Raw genomic sequence first — 24,052 nt, forward strand, 5'->3', positions numbered from 1 at the left:
GCCAAATCTCCGGCGCGGCGGTGCGTGCTAAAAGGGATTCATCAGTCCGACATTTCACGCCCACGTTTTTTTGCCACCTGATAGATTGCACGAACGCTCAGCTAAGGAGACCGTGCAATGGCTGGCAACAACACCTCCCCACCTTCGAATTCGAATCACCTCGGCGCGCTGGCGCTGATCGGCGTCGTCGTGCTGGCGCTGGCCGCCGCGTTCGCCTGGACCGCCGGCTGGCTGTCGCCGCATCGGCTCACGCCCGCCAAACTGGTCGACCGGCTCGCCCCGCCGGGCGGCCCCGCGCTGGGCTTCCGGCGCAATCACGCGAAGGGCATCTGCTTCACGGGCCGCTTCGAATCGAACGGCGCGGGCGCGCAACTGTCGAGCGCGCCGATGCTCGCCGCCGGCACGTTCGCCGCCACGGGCCGCTTCAATCTCGCGACCGCCGACCCGAATGCGCCCGACCCGAGCGTGCACGTGCGCGGTCTCGGCCTGCTCATCGGCTCGCCCGGTGGCAGCGAATGGCGCTCGGCCATGATCGACGCGCCGTTCTTCCCCGTCGCCACGCCGCAAGCGTTCTACGAACTGCTCGGCGCGGCGGGCAACAAGAGCGATCCGGACGCGATGAAGCACTTCATCGCCGCGCATCCCGAGTTCGCGCACTTCGGCGCGTGGGCGTCGACGACGCCGCTGACCGCGTCGTTCGCGCAGGACCGCTACAACAGCCTGAACAGTTTCATCTTCACAAACGCGGCGGGCGAGGCGCATGCCGTGCGCTGGTCCTTCGTGCCGGCGGCCGCGCCGCAACCGCTCTCCGCCGCCGACGCGGCACACCTCGCGCCCAACTTCCTCGAAACCGATATCGTCCAGCGTGTGCAGTCCGCGCCGCAACGCTGGACGCTGCGCATCACGGTCGCGAATCCCGGCGACCCGACCGCCGATCCGAGCCAGGCGTGGCCGGACGACCGGCGCACCGTCGACGCGGGCACGCTCATCGTCACGGCCATCGAGCCGGAAGCGGACGGCCCGTGCCGCAACCTCAACTTCGACCCGACGGTACTGCCCGCCGGCATACACGTCTCGGACGATCCGTTCCCGGCCGCGCGCTCGGCCGCCTATTCGGTGTCGTTCAACCGCCGCACCGCCGAAGACAAGGACTACCCGCGCGGCAACGCGCAAGGAGTCGCGCCATGAACGCCGTCCACCCCCGCTTCAGTCCCGCGCAGCGCGTCCTGCACTGGCTCATGGCGATCTGCATTCTCGCGATGCTGTTTATCGGCGTGGGCATGGTGTCGACGGTGCGCCCCGACTACCTCACGCTCGTCTCCATCCACAAGCCGCTCGGCATCGCGATTCTGGTGCTCGCGCTGATCCGCCTCGTGCTGCGGCTCGTGCGCGGCGCGCCGCCGCTGCCCGCGGCCATGCCGGAACCGATGAAGCTCGTCGCCCGCCTCTCGCACGTCGTGCTGTACGCGCTGATGATCGCGCTGCCGCTGATCGGTTGGGGCATGCTCTCGGCGGCGGATTATCCGGTGATGGTGCTGGGCGTGCGCCTGCCCGCGTTCCTGCCGCACAGCAACGCGCTGCATTCGGCGCTCTGGAACGCGCATCGCTTTCTCGCGCTGTGCTTTTTCGCGCTGATCCTGCTGCATCTCGCGGCGGCGCTCCTGCATGCACTGGTGCGCCGCGACGGCGTGTTCGAGTCGATGGCGTCGTGGCGCTGAGCATCCGCCAGCAGAGGTTGCGAGGACGATAAAGACGTCGCGCGCATCAACGCCGGACGCTGAAAATACGGTTCGCGGCCACCACGTACACGCTTTCCGGCCCGCGCTCGCCGGTGGCCTCGTAGCCGCCGGTCAGCGCGCCGAAGGCCGGCAGCACGCCCACGCGCGCGCCGAAGCGAAAGCACGGCAAACGCACACGATCGACGCCCGTGCGCAGCGTATAGACCGGATGCTCGTGACCGGCGAGCACATAGCCGTCCGCGTGCGGCTGCGGATGATGGCACAGCGTCCACGGCCCGAGTCGATATGGTTCGAACACGGTCTCGATGCCGAATTCATCGGCAAGCGCGCCCGCGTGACGATCGTGATTACCCTCCACCAGCACGAGGCGCAAGCCGCGATGCGCCGCGCGCCAGCGGCGCAAGCCGTCGAGCACCTCGGGCGCGTGCGATTCGCGCGCGTGCAGCAGATCGCCGAGAAAATACAGCGATTGCGGCGCGAACTGCGCGATCACGGCATCGAGGCGCGCGAACGTGTCGGCCGTCGCGCCCGTCGGCACCGGAATGCCGCGCGCGCGAAACACGGCGTCCTTGCCCAGATGTACATCCGCGACGAACACCGCGCGGCTCACGGGATCGAACGCCGCGCGCTGCGCCGAGAGCGTCAGCGGCGCGCCGTTCACGTCGATCGGGTAGGTTTGCGCGGCCATGTCAGTCGGCGCGACGCGCGGCGGTTTCGAGTTCCGCGAGCATGCGCTCGACGCGATCGGCCAGATGCTCGGTGGTCACTTTTTCGCGCAGCCTGGCGACGATCAGCGGGAACGCAAACGGCGTCGGCCTCGGCGGCCGCGCGAGCGCGAAGCGGCTTGTGCTCATGCGCGCGAGCGCCGCGCGGATACGCTCGAACTCCAGCTCTTGCCGCACGACTTCCTGATCGGCCTGCGTGAGCAACAGGTTCGCGCTGTCGTATCGGCGAAAGACTTCGTAGAACAGTCCGCTCGACGCCTGCAACTGGCGCGCACTCTTTTGCTGGCCCGGATGCCCCTGAAAAACCAGCCCCGAAACGCGCGCGATCTCGCGAAAGCGTCGCGCGGCGAGTTCCGATGCGTTGAGGCTCGCGAGGATGTCGTCTTCGAGATGGGCGGCGGAGAACAGGCCGTCGTCGACCAGCGCCTGCCAGTCGAACGGTTGCGCGCAGAGCAGTTCGAAGCCGTAGTCGTTCACCGAAATCGAAAACGTGCTCGGCTGGTCGCGCGCGACGCGCCAGCCAATCAACGCACCCAGCCCGATATGCGCCATGCGACCCGCGAACGGAAAGCAGAAGAAATGATGGCCTTCGCGCGTGCGCACGCTTTCGGCAACCAGCACGCCCGGTCCGGGCAGCGCCGACCAGCGCGCCTGGAGTTCGAGCAACGGCTGGATCGCGCGCATTTCGGGTTCGTCGTAGATGCCTTCGCTGGCGCGCGCGAGCATCACGAGCGCGGCGTCGGCCAGTTCGGACGACAACGGCATCTTGCTGCCCGCCCATTGCGGCATCGCGCCGCGCGAGGAATTCGCGCGCTTCACGTAGGCGGTCATGTCGCGCACGCGCACGAGTTCGAGCGCGCGACCGCCGAACGTAAAGACGTCGCCAGGTTTGAGGCGCGCAATGAACGATTCCTCCATCGCGCCGATGCGGCCGCCCGACAAAAAGCGCACGTCGATGGTCGAGTTGGCAACGATCGTGCCGATGTTGTTGCGATGGCGGCGCGCGAGGTCGTCGCGCGGCACGCGATAGACGCCGTCGGCATCCATCGCCACGCGGTGATAGTCGGGATACGCGCCGAGCGACGCGCCACCGCGTTCGACAAAGGTCAGCGCCCAGTCGAATTCGGCTTGTGTGAGATCGCGATACGCGTAGGCGCTGCGAATCTCGTCATAGAGCGCGCCCGGCGTGAAACCGCCGCCGATCGCCACCGTCACGAGATGCTGCACGAGCACGTCGAAAGGTTTGACCGGCATGTCGCGGCCTTCGATGCGGCGCTCGCCGATGGCCCAGCGCGCGGCGGCCGCCTCGACCAGTTCGAGCGCATGCGTGGGCACGATGGTCACGCGCGAGACGCGGCCCGGCGCGTGGCCCGAGCGCCCCGCGCGCTGCATCAGCCGCGCGACGCCTTTGGGCGAGCCGATCTGAAACACGCGCTCGACGGGCAGAAAGTCCACGCCGAGATCGAGACTCGACGTGCAGACGACCGCCTTCAGGCGGCCGTGCTTCAACCCGGATTCGACCCAGTCGCGCACCGACTTGTCGAGCGAGCCGTGATGCAAGGCGATGAGCCCGGCCCACTCGGGCCGCAGTTCGAGCAGCGACCGATACCAGGCTTCGGCCTGCGAGCGCGTGTTGGTGAACACCAGCGAGCTTTGCGCCGCGTCGACCCCCGCGGCGACCGCGCCCACCTGGCGCGTGCCCAGATGGCCGCCCCACGGAAAGCGTTCGATGGTGGCGGGAATCAGCGTATCGACGATCAGCGTTTTGGGTTGCGCGCCGCGCACGTTCACGCGCGGCGTGCGTACGCCATGCAGCAGCGCGTCGTGCGCGAGCGCGAGATTGCCGAGCGTCGCCGACAGCCCCCAGACCTGGAGTTCGGGCCGCCAGTGCGTGAGGCGCGCGAGCGCGAGCTGCGTTTGCGTGCCGCGCTTGTTGCCGAGCAGCTCGTGCCATTCGTCGACCACGACGAGCCGCAGATGCGCCAGCTCCTCGCGCGCCTGGGCGCGCGTGAGCATCAGCGTGAGGCTTTCGGGCGTGGTGACGAGCGCCGACGGCATGCGGCGGTTCTGCCGCGCGCGCTCGGTCGACGAGGTGTCGCCCGTGCGCAGCCCGATGGTCCACGGCGCGCCCAGCGCTTTGGCGGCGCTCTGTAGCGCCCGCGCGCTATCGGCGGCGAGCGCGCGCATCGGCGTGATCCAGAGCACCGTGAGCGGCGCGGGCAACGGCGCGCGCCGCGCGGTTCCTGGCGAAGACGCCGAAGCCGAAACCGAAGCCTCCGCCCACGCCGCCAGCGCGCCAATCCACACCGCCCACGTCTTGCCCGCGCCGGTCGTCGCGTGCAGCAGGCCGCTCGCGCCGCGCGCGATCTCGCGCCAGACCGTCTGCTGAAACGCGAACGGCTGCCAGCCCTGCGCCGCGAACCACTGCGCGATGCGCGTCTCGATCGGCGTCTGCGCGGCGTATGCGTCATAGGCGAACGGCTCGGGCGTGAACGCGTCGGCGCTCGCCGCGTCGAGTTTTTCCTGCGCCGCGCGCGAACGCGGGATGCGGCGCGGACGCGCTTTGCGCGGCGCGGCCTCGGGGCTTTCGTCGGCGTCAGTGTGGGCGTCCGCGTCGGCGTCCGCATTTGCGTTATTCGGCGCGCTCATGGTCGCGCCTCGCTCAGAAAGCCTTTGAGCATGTCCAGCGTGTCGGCATCGTCGATCGACTTGTCGGTGCGCCAGCGCAGCATGCGCGGAAACCGCACGGCGATGCCCGATTTGTGGCGCGGACTCGCCTGGATTCCCTCGAAGCCGATTTCGAAAACGAGCGTCGGCGTCACGCTGCGCACCGGACCGAACTTCTCGACCGTCGTCTTGCGCACGACCGCATCGACCTTGCGCATTTCCTCGTCGGTCAGGCCGGAATACGCCTTGGCGAACGGCACAAGCGTGCGCGTGCCGTCGCGCTCGTCCCAGACCGCGAAGGTAAAGTCGGTGTAGAGACTCGCGCGACGACCGTGACCGCGCTGCGCGTAGAGCAGCACGGCGTCGATCGAATACGGCTCGATCTTCCATTTCCACCACGTACCCGACGCCTTGGTGCGCCCCACCCCGTACATCGACGCGCGCTCCTTGAGCATCAGCCCTTCGACGCCGCGCGCGCGGCTCTGCTCGCGCAGCGCGGCGAGCGCGGGCCAGTCCGGCGCCTCGACGATCGGCGACACACGCAGCAGATCGAGCGCCAGCGTCGCCGACATCGTCCGCGCCAGCGTATCGAGCCGCGCGCGGCGGGCGTCGAGCGGCTCGCCGCGCAGATCGCGGCCGTGCTCTTCCAGCAGATCGTAGGCGAGCAGCGCGGCCGGCGAATCGGCGAGCACTTTGCGGGTCAGCGTCTTGCGCGTGATGCGTGGTTGCAGCCGCGCGAACGGCAGCGGCGCGGTCGCGCCCGGCTCCCACGCGAGAATTTCGCCGTCGATCACGGTGCCGTCGGGCAGCGCCTCGCCCAGCGAAGCCAGCTCGGGAAAGCGCTCGGTCACGAGATCCTCGCCGCGCGACCAGATCCACACGCGCCCCGCGCGCTTGACGATCTGCGCGCGAATGCCGTCCCATTTCCATTCGGCGATCCACCCCGCGACCGCGCCCAGCGTGGCGGGATCGCTCTGGAGCGGATGCGCGAGAAAGAACGGATACGGCAAGCCGACGTCGCTCTCGTGCGGCGTATCGACGTCGTCGCCTTCGGCAGCCGGCGCGATCAGACGCAGATAGCGGGCCGCGCTGGGCGCCTGGCGCGAATCGGTCCAGCCGACCATGCGTTGCGCGATGCGCTTGTGATCGACGCCCGCCACGCGCGCGAGCGCGCGCACGACAAGCTGCCGCGACACGCCCACGCGAAAGCCGCCGCCGATCAGCTTGGTCAGCAGAAAACGCTCGCTCCAGTTCAGTTCGTCCCAATACTGCGTCAGGCGCGCGCACAGATCGGCGGGATCGCTGCCGCGCAACGGCAGCACGCGCTGCTCGATCCATTGCGCGAGACCCAGCTCCGTTTCGCGCGTCGCGGGCGGCAGCACGTGCGCGACGGTTTCGGCGAGATCGCCCACCGCCTGATACGACTCCTCGAACAGCCAGTCGGGCAGCCGCGCCCGGTCGCGCGCGCACTCGACCAGCACGCGCGTCGGCACCGCCTGGCGCGGCTTGCCGCCGGCCAGAAAATACGCGGCCCAGGCGGCGTCCTCGGGTTCGGCGGCGGAGAAATAGCTCAGCAACGCGTCGAGCTTGTCGTTCGTCGAGGTCGTGGCGTCGAGCGCCGTATAGAGGGCCGCGAACTGTCTCATGGCTGCGCGCTCGCGGCGTCGGGCGCGGCGCTGTCGTCGGCGTCGGCGGCGCGATCGGCGGCACCGGCTTCGATCGCCTCGTCGCCGTATTCGGTGGCGAACGCGCCCGCGTCGAGCCCTTGCGACGCGAGCCAGCGCACCATCGGCTCGATCTGCCCATGCGTGACGATCACGCGTTGCGCGCCCGTCGCGCCGATCGCCTGTTGCAGACCGGGCCAGTCGGCGTGATCCGACAGCACCATGCCGCGATCGACGCCGCGCCGACGCCGCATGCCGCGCACGCGCATCCAGCCGGACGCGAAGGCATCGCTGTAATCGCCGAAGCGGCGCATCCACGCGCTGCCCTGCGCCGAGGGCGGCGCAACGATCAGCGCGTCCCTGAACGCCGACTTGTCGCGCGCCGCGATCTCGCTGACGAGACGCGTCGGCGGCAGCGCGACGCCCGCCTCGCGATACGCGCGGTTCAGCGTTTCGACCGCACCGTGGCAGAAGATCGGGCCGATGCCGCAATCGACGCTCGCGAGCACGCGCTGCGCCTTGCCGAACGCGTAGCAGAACAGCACCGACGCGCGGCCCGCCGCGGCGTTGTGACGCCACCAGGCGTCGATGCCCGCGAAGATATCGGCGGACGGCTCCCAGCGATAGATCGGCAAGCCGAACGTGGATTCGGTGATGAAGGTATCGCAGCGCACCGGTTCGAACGGCGCGCAGGTCGGATCGGGCTCGACCTTGTAATCGCCGGACGCGACCCACACGCGTCCGCCGTGCTCGACGCGCACCTGCGCCGAACCCAGCACGTGTCCCGCCGGATGCAGCGAGACGCGCACGCCGTTGATCTCGACCGCTTCGCCGTAACGCACGCCCTGCACGCTGATGCCCGGCAGCCTCGCAAGCAGCACGCCGAGCCCCGCCTGCGCGGCGAGATAGCGCGCGTGGCCACTGCGCGCGTGGTCCGCGTGCGCGTGCGTGATGATGGCGCGCTCGACCGGCCGCCACGGATCGATATGGAAATCGCCGGGCGGGCAATACAGTCCTTCGGGGCGCGCCACAATCAGATCGGAGGAATGGATCACGCCTGCCTGCTCCCTGTCGAGGTCGAACGTTCGCCTCGCTCGCGTGACGCAAGAAGCGGTCCCGAGACGGGCGGTCCCGAGACGGGCGCGTTCGCGGTAAAAAATTTCAGCCGACGCTCGCCAGGATTACATCGGCCTCATCGCGCGGTAGCGGCCGCCCACAGGAAGCCACAGACAACGGCTCGAAACCGCGCGTTCGCACGCCGCGACGCAGCATGGCCCGAGCTTTGCTTCAACCGCGTGTTGGTTTGAATGAATGCATCGTCGCCTGGACAACAGCCTGTATGTCGGGGCGTGTTTTGCTCGCTGCGGGTCCGCGCCCGCCGAGCGAGAATGCCGCCACTATCATCGGAGATCACCTGCATGCGAAAGAAGATTCTCGTTACCGCACTCGCCGGCGCCGCGCTATTGCTCGGTGCCTGCGCGTACATACCGCGTCCGGGGCCGGTCGGTAATCGCGCCGTGCCCGAGCCCGCCCGATCCGTCGACCTGACGAAATACATGGGCCGCTGGTACGAACAGTTCCGCTACGAAGCCTCGTTCGAAAAGGACATGGATGCGGTGACGGCGGACTACTCGCTCAACGAAAACGGCACGGTAAAGGTCGTCAATCGCGGCCGCAAAGGCGGCGTGACGGGTGACGAACACGAATCGACCGGCAAGGCCAAGGTCGTCGATGCCGCGACGAACGCCAAGCTCAAGGTGTCGTTCTTCGGGCCGTTCTACGGCGACTACTGGATTCTCGATCACGGCGACGCATACGACTGGTCGATCGTGGGCGAACCATCGGGCCGTTATCTGTGGGTGTTGACCCGCGCGGCCCACCCGTCGCCCGCGATGCTCGACAGCCTGCGCGAACGCGTGAAGGCGCTCGGTTACGACTGGTCGCTCGTGAGAGTGACGCAGCAAGCGCCGGATTGACGCGGCGTTTTTGTATGGTTTTGTACGGCGTCGAGGCGGCGGCGAGCGCGCAGCCTTAACGCGCGTGCACCGTCCACGCCACCAGCCGGGCGACGATCGGGCGCACGATCAGCACGCAAATAAACGCCGACGGCATCGCCACCCGATACGCATTCATCACATTTTCCATGTAATGCCCGTCAATGCCGAATTCGGCGACGGTAATCACGAGACACATCAGAAACGCCATGATGGTCGCCATATAAAGCGCAAAGACATAAGGCGTCGTCGAGATGGGAAAGCGAATGCGGCGGTTTTGCGGCGTTCCGGCTGGCATGAATGCGACCTCGTTCTTGTGGGCTGTTTAACGGATCGCCAGCGTAACAAGGCCGCGAATACGTGCCCAGCCGTCCAGCGCTTGATTCATTTTTAAGTAAAATTTACGAAATGACCGATCAGCGCGACGTAAAACAAGAGACATAAAACACTGAACACAGGGCAATGGACATTCTCGGCTTGATCAACTGCTTCATCCGCGTCGTGGAAACCGGCAGCATCGCGGCGGCGGCGCGCGCACAAGGCGTGAGCGCGGCGGCCGTGAGTCAGAGCATCGCGCGACTCGAAACGCACCTGGGCGTGCGCGTGCTGTCGCGAACGACGCGCAGCGTGGCGCTCACCGAAAGCGGCGCGCGTTATTACGCCAGGGTCCGCCATATTCCCGGCGACATCGATCTCGCCTCGCAGGTCGCCACGGCCCAGGCGCAGCCGCACGGCGCGCTGTGCGTCGCCACCACGGCGGCGTTCGGCCGCCACGTGCTCGCGCGGCTGATGCCGGGCTTCAAGACCGCGTATCCGCGCATCGATCTCGAACTCATCAGCACCGACCGGGCCGTCGATCATCGGCTCGAGGGCGTCGACGTCAGTATCCGGATCGCCGCGCAACTCGATGAGCGGCTGATCGCCCGGCGCATCGCGTCGAGACCGTTTCTGGTCTGCGCTGCGCGTGCGTATCTGGATCGCGCGGGCGTGCCGCTCACGCCCGAAGACCTCAAGCATCACGCGTGCGCCGTGTTCCGCTATCCAACGGACGGCCGCTTTCTGCCGTGGGGATTCGTGCGCGAAGGCAGGCATTTCGACGCGCCGATCAACCCCGCCTTCGTCTGCGACGACATCGACATGCTGGCGCAGATCGCGGCGAACGGCGGCGGCATCGCGCGGCTCGCGAGTTTCGTGGCGCAGCCGCTGATCGACAGCGGCAAGCTGGTCACGCTGTTCGAGCCGCACGACGAAGGCACCGTCCACGCCGAACCCGAGCCGATGGAACTCTATGCATGCGTCGCCGAGCGGTCGGCGATGAATGCGCGAGCGCGAGCCTTTATCGACTATGTCGAGCAGGCGTTGCAGAGCGAAACGGATTCATGCGGTACAGCGGTCGCACGATGACTCGCGACGCGCGGCCAATTTCAGCGCCCGAGGAATGAACGCGGCCAGCATGTCGGCACGCCGCCGCACCACGCCATGACGCGGCGCGCGATACGATGCGATGACAATGCCGATAACCACGCAATGCCGATGCGCCCGGACATCCTCGATGTCCGGGCTCACCATTAAACCAGGTCGAATCGATCCAGATTCATGACCCTGGTCCACGCCGCGACGAAGTCGTTCACGAACTTCTCCTTCGCATCGGCGCTCGCATAGACCTCCGCGAGCGCGCGCAGCACGGCGTTCGAACCGAACACCAGATCGACGCGCGTGCCGGTGTATTTCACTTCCGCGCTCTTGCGGTCGCGCCCTTCGAAACGTTCCGACGACGCATCGGCCGCTTTCCACGCCGTGCCCATATCGAGCAGGTTGATAAAGAAGTCATTGCTCAACACGCCCGGCCTGCCGGTCAGCACGCCGTCGCGATTCCCGTGCGCATTCGCGCCCAGCACGCGCAGGCCGCCGATCAGCACCGTCATTTCGGGTGCGGTCAGCGTAAGCTGCTGCGCCTTGTCGATCAGCAGCATTTCCGCCGCCGGACCGTCCTGCACGCTGCGATAGTTGCGGAAGCCGTCGGCGCGCGGTTCGAGCACATTGACCGACTCGATATCGGTCTGATCCTGGCGTGCGTCCACACGGCCCGGCGCGAACGGCACGTCGATCTCGACGCCCGCCGCGCGCGCGGCCTGCTCGACACCGACCACGCCGGCCAGCACGATCACATCGGCGAGCGACGCCTTGCCCGACGCCTGCTGGATTGCCTGAAGCGTCGGCAGCACGCCAACGGCGTCCTTGTTCACGTCCCAGTCCTTTTGCGGGGCGAGCGCGATGCGCGCGCCATTTGCGCCGCCGCGCTTGTCGCCGCCACGGAACGTCGACGCCGACGCCCACGCAACCGACACCAGTTCGCTCACGGACAGCCCCGACGCCGCGATTTTCGCCTTGAGATCCGCAATGTCGGCCGCACTCGGCTGATGCACCGGCGCGGGCAGCGGGTCTTGCCACAACAGATCCTGCGCGGGCACTTCCGGACCGAGATAACGCGCCTTCGGCCCCATGTCGCGATGGGTCAGCTTGAACCACGCACGTGCGAACGCTTCGTTGAACGCCTGCGGATCGCCGAGGAAGCGGCGCGAAATCTTTTCGAATTCCGGATCGAAACGCAGCGTGAGATCGGTGACCAGCATGGTCGGCTTGCGCTTCTTCGACGCGTCGAACGGATCGGGAATGATCTCAGGCGCGTCCTTCGCTTCGAACTGGATCGCGCCCGCCGGGCTGCGCGTCTGCACCCACTCGTACTTGAACAGGTTTTCGAAGAAGTGATTGCTCCACTGCGTGGGCGTTTGCGTCCAGACCACTTCGAGACCCGACGTGATCGCATCCGCACCCGCGCCCGAGCCGAATCGGCTCTGCCAGCCCAGACCCTGCGCGTCGAGCGACGACGCTTCCGGGTCCGTGCTCACGTTCTCCGCCGAACCCGCGCCGTGAGTCTTGCCGAGCGTGTGACCGCCGGCGATCAGCGCGACGATTTCCTCGTCGTCCATCGCCATGTTGCCAAAGGTCGCGCGGATGGCCGCTGCCGCCGACGCCGGGTCGCCGCTCGCGTTCGGACCTTCGGGATTCACGTAGATCAAGCCCATTTCCGTGGCCGACAACGGGTTCTTCGCGAGCGTTTCCGGATCGCGGTGCGTCAGCCATTTGGCTTCGTCGCCCCAGTTCACGTCCATATCCGGTTCCCACACGTCTTCGCGGCCAGCCGCGAAACCGAGCGTCTGGAAACCGGCGCTTTCCAGCGCGACGTTGCCGGCCAGCACGATCAGATCGGCCCACGAAATCTTCTGCCCGTACTTCTGCTTGACCGGCCACAGCAGGCGACGCGCCTTGTCGAGGTTGACGTTGTCGGGCCACGCGTTGAGCGGCGCGAAGCGCTGCTGGCCGCGGCCCGCACCACCGCGGCCATCGATCATGCGGTAGGTGCCCGCGCTATGCCAGGCCATGCGGATGAACAGACCCGCGTAGGTGCCCCAGTCGGCGGGCCACCACGGCTGCGAGTCGGTCAGCACCGTGCGCAGGTCGGCCTTCAATGCGTCGTAATCGAGCTTCTTGAATTCCGCGCGATAGTCGAATTGCTCGCCGAGCGGATTCGAGCGCTGCGAATGCTGATTGAGCAGATCGACGCGCAACTGATTGGGCCACCAGTGAAGATTGGCGGTGCCGCTGCCGGCAATGGTTTTTGCAGCGGCGTGGAACGGGCACTTGCCTTGTTCGGGCGTCGGTGTATCGATGGGCGTGCTCATGTCGATCAAATTCGGGTTGGGGATTTTTAAATATAGCAGTGATCAATTACCTACCGGCGACCATTTTTCTTCTCTACGCATTACGCCGAACCGCGCAACAAAACGTAAACCCATGATCGCAAACGCGTTACGCCGGGTTGACATCGAACCGTGTGCGCAAATGCACAATCGGCTTTTAATATCCGCATGATGAATTAAGAATAATTCAGGTTATGCCCATCACCTTAACGGCGCGCTCGTTCCGCTTTATTTAACCGATGGCTTGCCCCGAACACCAGGCTTAAGGTAAAGAATCCTGTACGCTTGCGCATTCGGCATGCGCTTCAGCAATCGATCCTGCAAAAGGATTTTGCAGAAAATTCAGAAAATTCAGGCCCGGAGGGCGATCGGCATGAACCAGGCAGTGGCATCAGAGCAGGCAACAAAGCAGTCAGCAGTCACCGTGGCGGGCGTGGTCGGCTCGGGTTTGATGGGCGTGGGCATCGCGACGCAATGCGCGCTGCACGGTCTGCGCACCATCGTCCACGATGTCGATCCCGCGCGCCTCGCAGGCGTGACGGCAAAAGCCGAAGCCGTGCTCGACGAACTGATCGACGCGGGCCGTATCGACGCGAACGCGCGCGCCGCCGCGCTCGCGCGCATCGAAACGAGCGTCTCGCTCGACGTCATGGCGCACGCGCAGTTCGTCTTCGAAGCCGTGCCCGAAGTGCTCGAACTCAAACATCGGCTCTACGCGCAACTCGGCGCGGTGCTCGCGCCCGATGCGATCCTCGCGAGCAACACCAGCGGCTTCGAGCCCGATCTGCTCGCGAGCGCGCTGCCCGCGCCCGAGCGTTTCGTGATCGCGCATTTCTGGAATCCGCCGCACATGATCCCGCTCGTCGAAGTCGTCCCCGGCAGCGCCACGCGCGCGGACGTCACCGCGCGCACCGAGTCGCTGATGAGCGGCATCGGCATGGAGCCGGTCGTGCTCGCAAAGTCGATTCCGGGTTTCGTCGGCAACCGGCTGCAATTCGCGGTGCTGCGCGAGGCGCTCAATATCGTGCGCTCGGGCGCGGCGAGCGCCGAAGTCGTCGACCGCGTGATGAAGGCGTCGCTCGGCCGGCGCTGGGGCATCGTCGGTCCGTTCGAGGGCGCGGACATGGGCGGGCTCGACACCTTCGTCGATATCTCCTCGCATCTGATGCCCGAACTCGCCAAGGACGAAGGCGTGATCGACCTGCTGCGCGAGAAAGTGGCCGCCGGACGCGTCGGCGTGCGCAGCGGCGCGGGCTTCTACGACTGGGACGAGGCACGCCTCGCCCGCGTGAAGGCCGCGCGGCGCAAGCTGATCGCGGGCCGTTAAAGCCCGAAGCGGGCGCGGCGCCGGCTCGGCGCGGCCCGCTTCGCGGCTGACGACGGGCTTACCGAAACCGTTCAATTGCCTCATCGGAATCGCCCTCATCCGTTATTAACGGCATTTCGCCGACGAAAAAGAGCCCGATCACCACGCTTTTCGCTGAATTTAAATCGCCGCGCGTCGCGGACAATACGGTCATGGCCCAAAAAGCGGCTACTTCAGGGGTGCACGTCACGACGTCAACCCGAAGATCGATGTCAATAAAAAAGGGGTGACCGCCTTGTTTGTCCGGATCGTGCTGCTATCGATTGCGTCCTTGATGCTGGTGCAGGTGGGCTTGCGCCAACTCGACGCGAACGCGCCGTTCATGTCCGGCGACGCGCCTTTCGAACAGGCGTCCGGCGCGCCCGCCGCGTGGCAGGACGATCCCGCCGCCGATCTCGCCGCTTCGAGCGAGAGCGCGCACGGCATTGCACCGCGTGTGTCGATCCGTCCGCACATCGTCGATCTGCGTGCGCGCGTGAAACCGCATCTGCGCGACGCCGTCTGGGAAGCCGACGCCGCGTTCGCCGCTGTCGGCAGCGATGCCGATGCGCATTGCACGGCGGCCATCTCCTGCATGCAGGCGTTCGCGCGCTCGATCGATGCGCGCTTCGTCGCGCGTTTCGCGGTGCTCGCGCTCGCGGTGTGCGCGTTTCTGCTCGCGCTGCGCGCCTGGTGGCTGCGCCGTATCCGCGACGATCTGCACGCATTGACGGCCGCCTTGCGCGCGGCGGTTCGCTGTCCCACGACCACGGCGGGCGATGCGTCCTCGTCGTCATCCTCGTCTTTGTTATCAGCCCCGCCTTCGTTCGACGGCCGCCTGCGCGAACTGCACGGCGTCGCCCGCGCGCTGGGCGATCTGCTGTGCCGCCGCAGCGGCGCGGATCAGGACCGCTCGACGTTTTTCCCCGCATTCCTTCGCCAGATCGAATCGCACGCGGCGCGGCTGCGCGCCTACGCGACGAACGGCGCGCGCTGGCATCTGCGCGTTGCGCTGGTCGAGGACATCGATCTCTTTCAGGATCTCGCGCGCCAGTTCGTCGAAACGGTGGGCGGCGGCGCGGATCATGCGCCCGTGGGCGTGGAAGCGTATCTGAGAGACCGCTTCATCTTCGGCGCGAATACCAGCGACGCGCGCATCGTGCTGCACCTCAATGCCGGCGAGGCGTTCGAACTGCCGCGCACCGCGCTCGTGCGTCTCGTCGACAACCTCGTCGGCAATGCGCTCGCGCACGGCGCGCCGCCCGTCGAAATCTGCACGGCGCGCGGCCCGCGTTCGTGGACCTTGAGCGTGCGCGATCACGGGCAAGGCGTCGGCGCGAGTCTGCCCGACGAAGGCGCGCTGGCCGCGCCGTCACTCGCCGCGCGCGCGGCGCGGGCCTCGACGCTCGGCCTCGGCAAGCATTGGGGCATGGGCATGTCGATCGTGCGCCGCCTCGCGCGGCTGTGCAACGCGAAGCTCAAGATCGGCGATCACCCGGAAGGCGGTTTGTGGGTGCGCGTGATCGTGCCGATGGAAAAGGAAGCGCGCGCTTAAGCGCGCCGGGAGCGAACGGAAGAGAACAGCAAACAGCGAACGCACAGCGGGCCGGTCGAAGTCTCCGCTTTGACCGGCCCGCTGCGCTTTACACCGACGCTCGCCAGTATTCAATATCCGCGCGCCGCATCCACGCAGGGCGGAATCGCCCCGCTTTCGCGATACGCCGCGAGGTTGGCCGCCACGATGCGCGACGCCGTCGAACGATCGGTCGGCGCGGAAATATGCGGCAGCACCGTCACGCGCGGATGCGCCCAGTGCCAGCTATCGGCGGGCAGCGGCTCGACCGCGAACACGTCGAGCACCGCATGCGCGAGCGCCCCGCGTTCGAGCGCCGCGCGCAAGGCCGTATCGTCGACGATCGCGCCGCGCGCGAAGTTGATCAGCGACGCGTGCGCGGGCAATTGCGCCAGCACCTGCGTATCGACGATCCCCGCCGTCTGCGGCGTCAGCGGCAGCAGGCAGACGAGGATATCGGTCTGCGCGAGCATCGCGCCGAGTTCGTCCTCGCCCGTATGACACTGCACGCCGTCGATCGCCTTGCGCGTGCGGCTCCATCCGCGCACCTTGAAACCCGCCGCGAGCAGACGCCGCGCCGCCGCTTCGCCGAGCGCGCCGAGCCCGAGCAGCGACACCGTCTTGTCCTGCGCGCGCACGTAATCCTGCGCGCGCCACTCGCGCGCCGCCTGCTGCGCCGCGTAGCGCGGCATGTCGCGGTGCAGATAAAAGGTCCACGCGAGCACGGCTTCGGCCATCGTGTCCGCGAGTTGCGGATCGACGAGGCGCACGATTTGCAGCTTCATGTCGGCGAGATCGGCGACGAGGCGCTCGACGCCCGCCCACACGCTATGCACCCAGCGCAGATTCGGCAGCCGCCGCAGATCCTCCGGACGCGGATTCGCGACGATCGCCACCGTGCATCCGGCGCGCTCGGCCTCGCTCATGTCGTCGAGCGCGACGAGCGTTTCCTGCGGCATCGCCGCCTGCAACGCGGCGAGCCATGGCGCCGTGAACGCGTAATCGGGATTGGCGATGAACGGCAGCACGCGCCTCATTTCGCGTACACCTTGCCGAGATTCGCGAAGCCCTTCACCTCGATCGGATTGCCGCACGGATCGAGAAAGAACATGGTGGCCTGCTCGCCGGGCTGGCCTTCGAAACGCAACGTCGGCGCGATCACGAATTCGAGTCCGCTGGCGCTCAGGCGGTCGGCGAGCGCGCGCCAGTCAGGCATGTCCATGACGAGGCCCAGATGCGGCATCGGCACCCAGTGATCGCCGACGCGTCCCGTGTTCGTCACCGGAAACGGCTCGCCCAGATGCAGCGAGATCTGATGGCCGAAGAAGTCGAAATCGACCCACGTTTCCGTGCTGCGGCCTTCGCGGCAGCCGAGCAGATCGCCGTAGAAAGCGCGCGAGGCGTCAAGATCGCGGACGTGATACGCGAGGTGAAAAGCGGTGTGCATGAGCGTTCCAGTGTTCCGGTGTTCGAGTAATCGGGGCGAAGAATGAAGCCGAGCGTAGCAGCGCCACTTCAAAAGAGATAGCATGGATTTTTTTATGCATCGAAAGGAAAACTTTTGGAGACGCGCTACCTCAAGAGCCTGATCGCCATCGTCGATTGCGGTTCGATCGCCGATGCCGCGCGCACCGAGCACGTCACGGCCGCGGCCATGGGCCAGCGCGTGCAGGCGCTCGAACGCGAACTCGGTTTTGCGCTGCTGTCGCGGCGCGGCCACACGGCCCAGCCCACGCCCGCGTGTCTCGCGCTGCTGCCGCGCGCGCGCCGGCTGGTGCGCGAGGCGGCCCTGCTCGGCGGCGACGCCGATCGCGACGGCCTGAGCGGCACGCTACGAGTCGGCGCGATCTCCACGGCGCTCACCGGCATGCTGCCGGCCGCGCTGCGTGCGCTCACGCGCGACGCACCGAAAGCCCGGCTGGCGATCGCGCCCGGCACCTCGCAGAGCCTGTTCCAGCAGTTGCAGGCCGGCCAGATCGACGCCGCCATCACGGTCGCGCCGCCGTTCGACCTGCCGAAAACCGTGCGCGCCACCGCGCTGCGCCGCGAACCGCTCGTCATGCTCGCGCCGAAGAAAGCGCGCGGCACGCCGCTCGCGCTGCTGGCCGAGCGCCCCTATATCCGCTACGACCCGAACGCGTGGGGCGGGCGCTTCGCCACGCGCTGGCTCGCCGATCAGGGCAGGGAACCCGCCGTGCTGTGCGACCTCGATGCGCTCGAAGCCATCGCGATGCTGGTCGCCGACGGCATGGGCGTCGGGCTCGTGCCCCGCTGGTCGGGCATCGAGCGTTTCGCGGGCGACTGCCGCGTGATCGCGCTGCCGGGCGCGGCCTACGAGCGCGAAATCGTGCTGCTCGCCGACGCCGATCCCGAGCGTCCGAATCTGCTCGCGGCGCTGGCGAAGACGCTGGCGCAGTGAGCGGCGAGTCGGCGCGCTGGGTCGTCGATTGTTCTTTTCTGCGCCCCACTATGTACAACTGTGCAATAAAAATACAAACAGGCGATCACATCGCGCATAAAAAATTCATGTGATTTCAAGGCCACACGCGGACGGGTTTTTTTATTCTCGCTTGACGTACATTTTTCACGTTTGTATAAATTTGTACAACTCAAGCAAAACACACCGCCCGCCAACAGGACCCACCATGAACGCACGCTTGCCGATTTCCGCCCTTTCCTCGCTCCGCGCCGTCCCCGTTCTTCCGGCCCTCGTGGCCTGCGCCGCGCTGTGCAGCGCACTCGCCGCGCCCGCCGCCTCGGCGGCCGACGCCGTCAAGACGCTCGACTCGGGCAAGCTCACCTACGGCGTCGCGGCGAGCTTCGCGCCGTTCGAATTCACGCGCAGCGGCACGCTGACCGGCTTCGACATCGACCTCGCCCAGGCCGTCGCCAAGGAAATGAAACTCGAACCGGCGCCGCAGAACATGCAGTTCAACGGCCTGATTCCGGCGCTGCAAGGCGGCCGCATCGACCTCATTAATTCGGCGATGTACATCACGCCCGCCCGCAGCGCGCAGGTCGATTTCGTGCCCTATCTGCGCGTGGGCGACCGCATCATCGTGCAGCAGAGCAATCCGGCGAAAATCACGGGCCGCGACGACTCGCTGTGCGGCAAGAACGTGGCCGTCACGCTCGGCGGCATCGAGGAAACCTACGCGCGCGCCGACGCGAAGCGCTGCACCGCCGAAGGCAAGACCGCGCCGAACGTCATGACGCTGCCGACCGCGCAGGATGCCGCGCTGAGTCTGCGCCAGGGCCGCGCCGACGCGATCTACAACTCCACGCCCGGCACCGTGCAATTGCTCGCCGAAGTGCCCAATACGTATAAGGCCGTCGGCCCCGAATTCGAGCAGACCACCACGATCGGCTTCGCCGTCGCCAAAGGCAATACGGCGATGGCCGGCGCACTCAAGGACGCGCTCGCGAAAGTGGTCGCGCAAGGCACCTATCGCCAGTTGATCGCCAAGTGGAAGCTGCCCGCTTCCGTGTCGATCTTCGACGGCGCGGGCACCGTCGCGAAGGCCGATTGACCGACGCGCCTCGCGCGCGCTTCGCTCACCCTCCTGTTTCGTTTTGTGGTTCGCGTTGACGGTTCCGGAGCGGCCTGGCCGCTCCGGCGGGCGCGCTCGCGCCTGCTTTGCGCCTGCTCAGCCCGATACCTCGACGTCCGCTTGATCGCTTTCATCCGCCGCACGCTTCTCGCACATCACCTCAATCACAATTAATTCGCACAACAGATGAAAACCCTGAAAGCACGACTCGCACTCACCGGCGCGGTGCTCGCCGGCGCCGGCATCGGCAACGCTCATGCACAAAGCAGCATCACGCTCTACGGCATCGTCGATGCAGGCATCAGCTATCTGAAGACCCAGAACGGCAACCGCTTCAGCCTGCTCAGCGGCGGCCTCTCGGGCAACCGCTGGGGCCTCAAGGGCAGCGAAGATCTCGGCGGTGGAATGAAGGCGATCTTCCAGCTCGAATCGGGCTTCGCGATCGGCACCGGCAAGTCGCTGCAAAGCAGCCGCGAATTCGGCCGCCAGTCCTTCGTGGGACTGTCGGGCGACCACTGGGGTTCGCTCGTCGCGGGCCGCATGTACGACCCGATCGTCGATCTCGTGCAGCCGATCACCGCAGACGGCGCAGGCGGCAGCGTCCCGTTCGCCACGCCCGGCGACGTCGACAACAACGACTTCAGCGCGCGCGTTTCGAACGCCCTGAAATACACCTCGCCGAACTTCGGCGGCCTCCAGTTCGAAGCGCTCGTCGCGCCCGGCGGCGTGGCCGGCTCGCTCGGCCAGGGCTACACGCTCAGCACCGCCGCGCTCTACGCGAACGGCCCGCTCAAGCTCGCGGCGGGCTACTTCCAGGCCGCCAACGCCAACGCATCGACGGGCGCACGCACGGGCTGGACCAGCGCCACCACCGACGCGCTCTTCGAAGGCGGCTCGATCAACACCGCCTACCAGAGCGCGCACGTGCTCGGCATCGCCCAGGCCGCGGCGCAGTACCAGCTCGGCGCGTTCCAACTTGGCGCGGGCTACAGCAACGCGCGCTACACCGCCGACGGCGAGTCGAGCTTCGCGCACACGCAGCGCTACAACACGGGCCGCGTGTACGCGTTCTACCGCGTCTCGCCCGCGCTGCGCTTCGGCCTCGGCTACGTCTTCACCGATGCGAGCGGCGACGCGTCCGCGCGCTACAACCAGGTCAGCACGGGCGCGTTCTACACGCTCTCCAAAGCCACCGACGTCTACGCCACCGCCGCCTTCCAGCACGCGAGCGGCGAGCAGCGCACGAGTTCGGGCGCGCTCCAGGACGCGCGCGCGACGATCTCGTCGTATGGCGTGGACGGCACCAGCACGCAGGCGATCGTGACAGTCGGCCTGCGGCATCGTTTCTGATCCGGTTCACGCCGGATCGCCTGGCGCGGCGCACCGATTGCGTTCGCCGCGCGTTTATCGAGGATCGCAACATGTTGTCTTTCCAGACCCCCGCCGCCCGCGACGTGCTCGACGCCGCCGCGCGCCTGCACAACGTCGCCGTCGATACGCCGCTCGTGCGTTCGGATCTGCTCGACGCGCTCACGGGTGCGCGCGTGGTCGTCAAGCTCGAATCGCTGCAACACACGGGCGCGTTCAAATTTCGCGGCGCCTATAACTGCCTGTCGCGGCTTGACCGCGCGCTCTGCCCCGACGGCGTGGTCGCCTACTCGACCGGCAATCACGGTCAGGCGATCGCCACGGTCGGGCGCATGCTCGGTCTCGCGACCACGGTCGTAATGCCGTCGAATGCGCCTGAAAACAAGGTCGAAAAAGCGCGGCTCGCGGGCGCGCGCATCGTGCGCTACGACCGCGAGCGTCAAAGCCGCGAGGAAGTGGCCGCCGAACTCGCGCGCGAAGGCCGCTACACGGTCGTGCCGCCCGGCGATCATCATCATGTGATCGCGGGCCAGGGCACGGTCGCGCTCGAATCGCTCGAACGCCTCGGCGCGGCGGAAGTCGATGCGATCGTCGTGCCGTGCGGCGGCGGCGGACTCGCGGCGGGCACCTGTCTCGCCGTCGAGGCGGCCGGCTCGCACGCCGAAGTCTGGGCCGCCGAACCGGCAAGCTTCGACGATACGCGCCGCTCGCTCGCGTCGGGCGCGCGCGAAACGAATCCGGCCGGACGCGTATCGATCTGCGACGCGCTGCTCGCCCCCGTGCCCGCCGAACTGCCGTTCTCGATCAACCGTTCGCGCCTCGCGGGCGCGCTCGTCGCCGACGACGACGCCGTGCGCCGCGCGATGGCGTTCTGCTTCGAAACCTTCCGCGTGGTGGTCGAGCCCGGCGGCGCGACCGCGCTGGCCGCGATGATGGCCGATCCGGCCGCCTCGGCGCTGCGCGGCAAGCGCGTGCTCGTGGTCGCCTCGGGCGGCAACGTGGATGCGGAATTGTTTGCGCAGGCGCTGGCTTCGCAGGCTGCGTGATCGATCGATATCGATGGGCGTAAAAAAGGCGTGCCAGAGCGGCGCGCCTTTTTTGCGTGAAGTGTCTGCGTGCGTTCAGTGCCCGCGCGCCGCCTGCAACCACGCGATCAGCAACGGATGCGGCGCACCCTCGCGCGACGACAATTCCGGATGCCCCTGCATGCCCGCGAAGAACGGATGATCGCGCGCCTCGATCGCATCGGCGATCTCGCCACTGGCATCGCGCGCGGCAATCGTCACGCCGACACGCGCCAGCGGCGCTTCGAGCGACTTTTCCAGCCGATAACGATGATTGCAGCGAATCGGCGCTCGCGTGCCATCGAGCCAGTGCGCGAGCTGCGAATCGTGCGAGATCGATACCGCTTGCACGCCCGCGCGATGCGCGAGACTGCCATCGTGCGTTTCGCGAATCGGCACGAAACTCGGCACGCGCGCGTGCGGTTGCGCTTCGAGCATGCCGATATCGTCGCGTTCGAGCGCCACGCGGGCGAGCGCCGTCGCCATCGACTGCATGCCGAGACACAAGCCGACCACGGGCACGCGCGCGCTCCACGCATACTGCGCCGCCGCGATCTGTCCGGCCACGCGCGACATGTCCGCGCCGCCGGGCAACAAGATCGCCTGCGCGCCGTGCAACTGCGCGGCCACAGTCGACGCGTCGAGCGATTGCGCGGCCACGAAGCGCACATCGAGGTCGAGCGCGAGCGCATCGGCGGCGTCGCCGAGCGCGGCGAGCGTCGCCGGATATTGCGCACGCTGCTCGCTTTCGCTGCCGATCAACGCGACGACGAGCGACGCGCGCGATGACGTTTCAAGGTCGACATCGGCAACGGCATCGACGTCAGCATCGCGCCATCGGCCAAAGCGGTCTTGCGTTGCGGCATCGCACAACACGCGATGCTCGTCGATCACCCGCGCGACGGACGACGCGCGTTCAACCACGTAGCGCGTCGACGTCACGCCTTCACGTTCGGCGCGCGACGCAAACGCCTCGCGCAGCGCGGCCGGCTCGCCATTGGCGGGATGCACGGGCACGACCACCTCGGCGTGCCGCGCGCGCATCACGATCTCGTCGATGTCGAGTTCACCCTGCACGCCGCCGGGACACGCGCGGTCGCGCCAGAGCAAACCGCTCGCGACCAGCGCGCCTTCCGTGCAGACGTGCTGCATCGCATCCGGAAAACGCGTCGTATCGAATCGCGCGGGCAGATGCGCGAAGATCGCCTCGCCCGCGGCCAGCCGCATCGCCAGCCGCGCCGCGAGCGCGCCATACTGCGCGGGTTCGCTCGCGGCGTCTTCGATCAGATGCAGCATCGCGCACCGCCTGGCAGGATCGCGTGACGAAGGTCCACGCTCATGCGCCCGCTTCCAGCGGCGCGAGCGTGAGCGTCGCGCACGCGGCCTCGATGCGGCCGCACGCTTCCTTCAGCGTCTCGACCGGCACCGCATACGCGATGCGCACGTGATCCTCCACGCCGAACGCGCTGCCGTGCACCACGCCCACATGCGCCGATTCGAGCAGCCACGTCGCCACGGCGAGGTCGTCGCGCAGGACCGCGCCATCGGGCGTCGTCGCGCCGATCAGGCCCGCGCAGTTCACGAACGCATAGAACGCGCCATCGGCGGGCTCGCAATGCAGCCCCGGACACCGCGCGATGGTTGCGTTCACGAGATCGCGGTTCGCGCGCAGCTCCACGAGCCAGTCGTCGAGAAACGACAGCCCGCCGCGCAGCGCCGCAACCGTCGCCGCCTGCGAAATCGTGCTCGGATTCGAGGTGCTTTGCGATTGCAGGATCTGCATCGCGCGCACGAGCCACGCCGGGCCGCCCGCGTAACCGATGCGCCAGCCCGTCATCGAATAGCCCTTCGAGACGCCGTTCACCGTGAGCGTGCGCTCGCGCAGACGCGGCTCGACTTCGGCCGGCGTGCTGAACGCGCCGCCAAAACGCACGTGCTCGTATATGTCGTCGGCCATCAAGAGCACGTGCTCGTGGTCGAGCAGCACGTCGGCGAGCGCGCGCAATTCCTCGCGCGTGTAGACCGCGCCCGTGGGATTGTTCGGCGAATTCAGGATCAGCCAGCGCGTTTTCGGCGTGATGGCGGCGCGCAGCGTCGGCGCGTCGAGCTTCCAGCCGTTCGACGGATCGCCGCTCAGCACGCGCGCGCGGCCTTCGGCCAGCGCCACCATATCCGGATACGACACCCAGTACGGCGCGCAGATCAGCACTTCGTCGCCGGGCGCGAGCGTCGCGAGCAGCGCGTTGAAAATCAACTGCTTCGCGCCCGTGCCCGCGATCACTTCGTCCATCGCGTAACGCACGCCATTCTCGCGCTCGAACTTCTCGACGATCGCCGCGAGCAGTTCGCTCGTGCCCGCCACGGCGGTGTACTTCGTGTCGCCGCGCTCGATCGCTTCGATGCCCGCCCGCTTGATGTGCGCGGGCGTGTCGAAGTGCAATTCGCCTTCACCGAGATTGATGACGGACTTGCCGGCGGCGAGCAACTCGCGCACCTTGTCGGAAATCGCGGCCGTGGGCGAGGGGCGCACGCGGCTCATGCGCGGCGCCAGTTGGGAAAAAGACATAGACACCTCTTGATTCTTTGGACTGCGCGTTCGCA

Annotated in this window: 20 protein-coding genes; 10 read left to right on the forward strand and 10 right to left on the reverse strand. The window is 67.4% G+C overall.

The window, feature by feature from the left end:
* Positions 1–117 precede the first annotated feature (117 nt).
* Together G5S35_RS24205 and G5S35_RS24210 are read left to right on the forward strand one after the other, a co-directional pair.
* Positions 118–1,188 carry a catalase family peroxidase gene (locus tag G5S35_RS24205; RefSeq protein ID WP_183039786.1) on the forward strand — a complete coding sequence of 357 codons (1,071 nt, stop codon included), beginning with the start codon at positions 118–120 and terminating at the stop codon, positions 1,186–1,188.
* Entirely contained in the window at positions 1,185–1,718 is a 534-nt protein-coding gene (locus G5S35_RS24210) for a cytochrome b (RefSeq protein WP_065059655.1), read from the forward strand. Before G5S35_RS24205 ends, G5S35_RS24210 begins: the two co-directional genes overlap by 4 nt.
* 46 nt (positions 1,719–1,764) lie before the next feature.
* Here the strand turns inward: G5S35_RS24210 and pdeM are convergent, their stop codons facing one another.
* The 4 genes from pdeM to G5S35_RS24230 are packed head-to-tail and all read right to left on the reverse strand — an operon-like array spanning position 1,765 to position 7,850.
* The gene (gene pdeM / locus G5S35_RS24215; protein ID WP_183039787.1) at positions 1,765–2,427 is read right to left on the reverse strand and encodes a ligase-associated DNA damage response endonuclease PdeM; all 663 of its coding nucleotides are present in this window, start codon (positions 2,425–2,427) and stop codon (positions 1,765–1,767) included.
* Position 2,428: 1 nt separating this feature from the next.
* Positions 2,429–5,113, reverse strand: a complete 2,685-nt coding sequence (locus tag G5S35_RS24220; protein WP_183039788.1) for a ligase-associated DNA damage response DEXH box helicase — start codon at positions 5,111–5,113, stop codon at positions 2,429–2,431.
* Positions 5,110–6,777 carry an ATP-dependent DNA ligase gene (locus tag G5S35_RS24225; protein ID WP_183039789.1) on the reverse strand — a complete coding sequence of 556 codons (1,668 nt, stop codon included), beginning with the start codon at positions 6,775–6,777 and terminating at the stop codon, positions 5,110–5,112. Before G5S35_RS24225 ends, G5S35_RS24220 begins: the two co-directional genes overlap by 4 nt.
* The gene (locus G5S35_RS24230) at positions 6,774–7,850 is read right to left on the reverse strand and encodes a ligase-associated DNA damage response exonuclease (RefSeq protein ID WP_183039790.1); all 1,077 of its coding nucleotides are present in this window, start codon (positions 7,848–7,850) and stop codon (positions 6,774–6,776) included. The genes G5S35_RS24225 and G5S35_RS24230 overlap by 4 nt, the downstream gene beginning before the upstream one ends.
* Positions 7,851–8,213: 363 nt before the next feature.
* Here G5S35_RS24230 and G5S35_RS24235 point away from each other — a divergent pair, with 363 nt between their 5' ends.
* The gene (locus G5S35_RS24235; RefSeq protein WP_183039791.1) at positions 8,214–8,771 is read left to right on the forward strand and encodes a lipocalin family protein; all 558 of its coding nucleotides are present in this window, start codon (positions 8,214–8,216) and stop codon (positions 8,769–8,771) included.
* 55 nt (positions 8,772–8,826) lie between these two features.
* On the opposite strand, the gene G5S35_RS24240 is transcribed toward G5S35_RS24235, so the two are convergent.
* Positions 8,827–9,087, reverse strand: coding sequence for a DUF2798 domain-containing protein (locus tag G5S35_RS24240; protein ID WP_183039792.1), 261 nt, complete (start codon positions 9,085–9,087; stop codon positions 8,827–8,829).
* Between the two features lie 164 nt (positions 9,088–9,251).
* Between G5S35_RS24240 and G5S35_RS24245 the strand changes: the two genes are divergently transcribed.
* Positions 9,252–10,193 carry a LysR family transcriptional regulator gene (locus G5S35_RS24245; RefSeq protein ID WP_183039793.1) on the forward strand — a complete coding sequence of 314 codons (942 nt, stop codon included), beginning with the start codon at positions 9,252–9,254 and terminating at the stop codon, positions 10,191–10,193.
* Positions 10,194–10,357: 164 nt separating this feature from the next.
* On the opposite strand, the gene katG is transcribed toward G5S35_RS24245, so the two are convergent.
* On the reverse strand, positions 10,358–12,532 hold the full coding sequence (gene katG / locus G5S35_RS24250) for a catalase/peroxidase HPI (RefSeq protein WP_183039794.1): 2,175 nt from the start codon (positions 12,530–12,532) through the stop codon (positions 10,358–10,360).
* A 469-nt stretch (positions 12,533–13,001) separates the two neighbouring features.
* Here katG and G5S35_RS24255 point away from each other — a divergent pair, with 469 nt between their 5' ends.
* Entirely contained in the window at positions 13,002–13,877 is an 876-nt protein-coding gene (locus tag G5S35_RS24255; RefSeq protein ID WP_234775280.1) for a 3-hydroxyacyl-CoA dehydrogenase family protein, read from the forward strand.
* 274 nt (positions 13,878–14,151) lie between these two features.
* Positions 14,152–15,450, forward strand: a complete 1,299-nt coding sequence (locus G5S35_RS24260; protein ID WP_124263216.1) for an ATP-binding protein — start codon at positions 14,152–14,154, stop codon at positions 15,448–15,450.
* A 110-nt stretch (positions 15,451–15,560) separates the two neighbouring features.
* Here G5S35_RS24260 and G5S35_RS24265 read toward each other — a convergent pair whose 3' ends face one another.
* Both G5S35_RS24265 and G5S35_RS24270 read right to left on the reverse strand, forming a co-directional pair.
* Positions 15,561–16,505 carry a 2-hydroxyacid dehydrogenase gene (locus G5S35_RS24265; RefSeq protein WP_074985237.1) on the reverse strand — a complete coding sequence of 315 codons (945 nt, stop codon included), beginning with the start codon at positions 16,503–16,505 and terminating at the stop codon, positions 15,561–15,563.
* Positions 16,502–16,915 carry a VOC family protein gene (locus tag G5S35_RS24270; RefSeq protein ID WP_065059664.1) on the reverse strand — a complete coding sequence of 138 codons (414 nt, stop codon included), beginning with the start codon at positions 16,913–16,915 and terminating at the stop codon, positions 16,502–16,504. The genes G5S35_RS24265 and G5S35_RS24270 overlap by 4 nt, the downstream gene beginning before the upstream one ends.
* Before the next feature lie 114 nt (positions 16,916–17,029).
* Here G5S35_RS24270 and G5S35_RS24275 point away from each other — a divergent pair, with 114 nt between their 5' ends.
* The 4 genes from G5S35_RS24275 (at position 17,030) to G5S35_RS24290 (ending at position 21,433) form a co-directional block, all read left to right on the forward strand.
* On the forward strand, positions 17,030–17,887 hold the full coding sequence (locus G5S35_RS24275) for a LysR substrate-binding domain-containing protein (RefSeq protein ID WP_074985239.1): 858 nt from the start codon (positions 17,030–17,032) through the stop codon (positions 17,885–17,887).
* 226 nt (positions 17,888–18,113) lie between these two features.
* Positions 18,114–18,998 carry an ABC transporter substrate-binding protein gene (locus G5S35_RS24280; protein ID WP_065059666.1) on the forward strand — a complete coding sequence of 295 codons (885 nt, stop codon included), beginning with the start codon at positions 18,114–18,116 and terminating at the stop codon, positions 18,996–18,998.
* Positions 18,999–19,205: 207 nt separating this feature from the next.
* The gene (locus G5S35_RS24285) at positions 19,206–20,369 is read left to right on the forward strand and encodes a porin (protein WP_183039795.1); all 1,164 of its coding nucleotides are present in this window, start codon (positions 19,206–19,208) and stop codon (positions 20,367–20,369) included.
* Positions 20,370–20,440: 71 nt separating this feature from the next.
* On the forward strand, positions 20,441–21,433 hold the full coding sequence (locus G5S35_RS24290; protein ID WP_065059668.1) for a threonine ammonia-lyase: 993 nt from the start codon (positions 20,441–20,443) through the stop codon (positions 21,431–21,433).
* A gap of 75 nt (positions 21,434–21,508) precedes the next feature.
* Here the strand turns inward: G5S35_RS24290 and G5S35_RS24295 are convergent, their stop codons facing one another.
* The gene (locus tag G5S35_RS24295; protein WP_183039796.1) at positions 21,509–22,747 is read right to left on the reverse strand and encodes a glutamine amidotransferase-related protein; all 1,239 of its coding nucleotides are present in this window, start codon (positions 22,745–22,747) and stop codon (positions 21,509–21,511) included.
* A gap of 40 nt (positions 22,748–22,787) precedes the next feature.
* Positions 22,788–24,017 carry a pyridoxal phosphate-dependent aminotransferase gene (locus G5S35_RS24300; RefSeq protein WP_183039797.1) on the reverse strand — a complete coding sequence of 410 codons (1,230 nt, stop codon included), beginning with the start codon at positions 24,015–24,017 and terminating at the stop codon, positions 22,788–22,790.
* Between the last annotated feature and the right edge of the window lie 35 nt (positions 24,018–24,052).

The sequence above is a fragment of the Paraburkholderia tropica genome (genome assembly GCF_014171495.1).
Lineage (GTDB): Bacteria > Pseudomonadota > Gammaproteobacteria > Burkholderiales > Burkholderiaceae > Paraburkholderia > Paraburkholderia tropica.